At 70.6% G+C, this 3,760-nt stretch carries 3 protein-coding genes; 2 read left to right on the top strand and 1 reads right to left on the bottom strand.

All coding sequences use genetic code 11. The annotated features are described in order from the left end of the window. Window positions 1-70: 70 nt before the first annotated feature. Window positions 71-877, bottom strand: coding sequence for an IclR family transcriptional regulator (locus ACWGI8_RS41315; protein ID WP_453668598.1), 807 nt, complete (start codon window positions 875-877; stop codon window positions 71-73). Between the two features lie 306 nt (window positions 878-1,183). On the opposite strand from ACWGI8_RS41315, the gene allB reads away from it, so the two are divergent. Continuing rightward, entirely contained in the window at window positions 1,184-2,527 is a 1,344-nt protein-coding gene (allB, locus tag ACWGI8_RS41310) for an allantoinase AllB (protein ID WP_453668597.1), read from the top strand. Between the two features lie 4 nt (window positions 2,528-2,531). Continuing rightward, complete coding sequence (gene alc / locus ACWGI8_RS41305; RefSeq protein WP_453668596.1) at window positions 2,532-3,671, top strand: allantoicase; 1,140 nt, start codon at window positions 2,532-2,534, stop codon at window positions 3,669-3,671. Window positions 3,672-3,760 lie beyond the last annotated feature (89 nt).

Here is a 3,760-nt window from a genome sequence, read left to right as displayed (position 1 = left end):
AGGGGGGTACTCCGTACCCCCCTCGTTCAGGTCTGCTCGTTCAGGTCCGCGGCTTTCAGTCTCGCGGCTCTCAGGCTTGCGGCGCCGACGTGTTCGCCAGGGCCTCGGAGAGTTCCTTCGCCACCGTCTGCAGGATCGGGACGATCTTCTCCGTCGCCGCGTCCGTGACCCGGCCCGCGGGGCCCGAGATGGAGATCGCCGCGGCGGTGGGGGAGTTGGGCACCGAGACCGCGAGGCAGCGGACGCCGATCTCCTGCTCGTTGTCGTCCACCGCGTACCCGGCGTGGCGCACCTGCTCCAGGGCGTCGAGGAAGCCCTCGGGGGTGGTGATCGTCTTCTCGGTGGCGGCCGGCATACCGGTGCGGGCGAGCAGGGCCCGTACCTCCTCCGGCGGGGTGTGGGCGAGGAGTGCCTTGCCCACGCCTGTCGAGTGGGGCAGAACCCGGCGGCCGACCTCGGTGAACATCCGCATCGAGTGCTTCGAGGGCACCTGCGCGACGTAGACGATCTCGTCGCCGTCGAGCAGTGCCATGTTCGCCGTCTCGCCGGTCTCCTCGACCAGCCGGGCGAGGTACGGGCGGGCCCACGTACCGAGCAGCCGGGAGGCGGACTCGCCGAGGCGGATCAGCCGGGGGCCCAGGGCGTAGCGGCGGTTCGGCTGCTGGCGGACGTAGCCGCAGGCGACCAGGGTCCGCATGAGGCGGTGGATGGTGGGCAGCGGAAGTCCGCTGCTCGCGGAGAGTTCGCTCAGCCCGACCTCGCCCCCGGCATCGGCCATCCGCTCGAGCAGATCGAAGGCGCGCTCGAGGGACTGAACACCACCGCTGTTCGCGGCGGGCTTGGCGGCGTCGGTGGTGCTGGCGCTGTACGTCGGCACGTCAACGGTCCTTTCAGGCGGCGGGCAAGGTAGCAGCCTACCGGGCGGTTGCGCGGGGCACACCGCTCACGTCGAGGCGTCATTGCCGGTCAGGGCATGTTTGTCCGCGTGTCGGCGGTCACCTCCGATGGTCCCGCGTCCTTGCCGCTGTGCATAGCTACGTTCTGCTCAACGAAATTCGTATTCCACTTTGTGGAAAGATCTAAGCCTGCGAGGTCGCCCGGGCGGGTCTTGACGGACCGGGGTCAGGGGTGAAGACTCCTTCAACAGTTCGTTGAATTTCGCTGTACGGAAGTGAGGGGCAGGGTGTCCGGTACGGATGTGAACCTGGTACTGCGCTCGACTCGCGTCATCACCCCCGAGGGGACGCGCGCCGCGACCGTCGGCGTCGCCGGCGGGAAGATCGCGGCGGTGCTGCCGTACGACGCCGAGGTGCCGGCCGGTGCCCGGCTCGAGGACCTCGGGGACGACGTCCTCCTCCCCGGCCTCGTCGACACCCATGTCCATGTGAACGACCCCGGCCGCACCGAGTGGGAGGGCTTCTGGACCGCCACCCGCGCGGCCGCGGCGGGCGGCATCACCACTCTCCTGGACATGCCCCTGAACTCCCTCCCGCCCACGACGACGGTCGGCAACCTGCGCACCAAGCAGGACGTGGCCAGGCCCAAGGCGCACATCGACACCGGCTTCTGGGGCGGGGCGATCCCGGACAACGTCAAGGACCTGCGTCCGCTGTACGATGCCGGCGTCTTCGGCTTCAAGTGCTTCCTGTCGCCGTCGGGCGTCGAGGAGTTCCCCGAGCTCGACCAGGAACAGCTCGCCCACTCCATGGCCGAGATCGCGGGCTTCGGCGGACTGCTGATCGTGCACGCCGAGGACCCGCACCACCTGGCCGCCGCCCCGCAGCGCAAGGGCCCGAAGTACGCCGACTTCCTCGCCTCCCGGCCCCGCGACGCCGAGAACACGGCGATCGCGAACCTGATCGCGCACGCCAAGCGGCTGAACGCGCGCGTACACGTCCTGCACCTGTCCTCCAGCGACGCGCTGCCGCTGATCGCCGCGGCCAAGGCCGAGGGCGTGCGCATCACCGTCGAGTCCTGCCCGCACTTCCTCACCCTCACCGCAGAAGAGGTCCCGGACGGCGCCACCGAGTTCAAGTGCTGCCCGCCGATCCGCGAGGCGGCGAACCAGGACGCCCTGTGGCAGGGCCTCGCCGACGGGACGATCGACTGCGTCGTCTCCGACCACTCGCCCTGCACCACCGACCTCAAGACCCCCGACTTCGCCTCCGCCTGGGGCGGCATCTCCTCGCTCCAGCTGGGCCTGCCGGCCATCTGGACCGAGGCCCGCAGGCGCGGCCGCACCCTGGAGGACGTCGTCCGCTGGATGTCGTCCGCCCCGGCGGAGCTCGCGGGCCTCAGCCAGAAGGGGGCCATCGAGGCCGGCCGTGACGCCGACTTCGCGGTCCTCGCCCCCGACGAGACCTTCACCGTCGACCCGGCCGAGCTCCACCACCGCAACCAGGTCACGGCCTACGCCGGAAAGACCCTGCACGGCGTCGTGAAGTCGACATGGCTGCGCGGTACGCGGATCGTGGAGAACGGCACCCTCGCCGAGCCGACCGGCCGGCTGCTCGAAAGGAACAACTGACACCGTGGCGATACCGTCCTTCACTGGTAACGCGAACCCGTACGGGGGCGGCGACCCGTACGCCGACTACCGCACCGCGGACTTCCCGTTCACCAGCTACGCCAATCTCGCCGACCGTCAGCTGGGCGCGGGCGTGATCGCCGCCAACGACGAGTTCTTCGCCCAGCGCGAGAACCTCCTCGTCCCCGAGGCCGCCGAGTTCGACCCCGAGCACTTCGGCCACAAGGGCAAGATCATGGACGGCTGGGAGACCCGCCGCCGCCGCGGTGTCTCCGCCGAGCAGCCCTGGCCGACCGCCGAGGACCACGACTGGGCGCTCGTACGCCTGGGCGCCCCCGGCGTGATCCGCGGCATCGTCGTCGACACCGCCCACTTCCGCGGCAACATGCCGCAGGCCGTCTCCATCGAGGGCACCTCTGTGGAGGGCGCCCCGACACCGCAGGAGCTTCTCTCCGGCGACGTGAAGTGGACGACCCTGGTCCCGCGCACCCCCGTCGGAGGCCATGCGGCGAACGGCTTCGAGGTCACGGTCGAGCAGCGCTTCACGCATCTGCGGGTCAACCAGCACCCCGACGGCGGCATCGCCCGGCTGCGTGTGTACGGCGAGGTCGTTCCCGACCCGGCGTGGCTCGCCACGCTGGGCACCTTCGACGTGGTCGCGCTGGAGAACGGCGGCTCGGTCGAAGACGCCTCCAACCGTTTCTACTCGCCGCCCACCAACACCATCAACCCGGGCCGCTCCCGCAAGATGGACGACGGCTGGGAGACCGCCCGCCGCCGCGACCAGGGCAACGACTGGATCCGCTACCAGCTGGTCGCCCAGTCCGAGATCCGTGCCGTCGAGATCGACACCGCCTACCTCAAGGGCAACTCGGCAGGCTGGGCGTCCCTTTCCGTGAAGGACGGCGAGGACGGCGAGGACGGCGCGGCCGATGAAGACGCAGCGTGGACCGAGTTCCTGCCGCGCACCCGTCTGCAGCCCGACACCAACCACCGCTTCGTGCTGGACACCCCGGCGGTCGGCACCCACGTCCGGATCGACATCTTCCCCGACGGCGGCTTCTCCCGGCTGCGGCTGTACGGCTCGCTGACCGAACAGGGCACGCACGCCCTGGTGGCCCGCCACCAGGAGCTGGGCGGCTGACCGCCTCCCTCATGACCGGGCAGCCACGACACCTGCCCTTCGCGGGGCGCACCGGAACGACAGCACCGGTGCGCCCCGCGCGCATGCCC

It is taken from the genome of Streptomyces sp. NPDC054841 (assembly GCF_053611045.1).
This window is presented reverse-complemented; position numbering and strand designations above follow the sequence as displayed.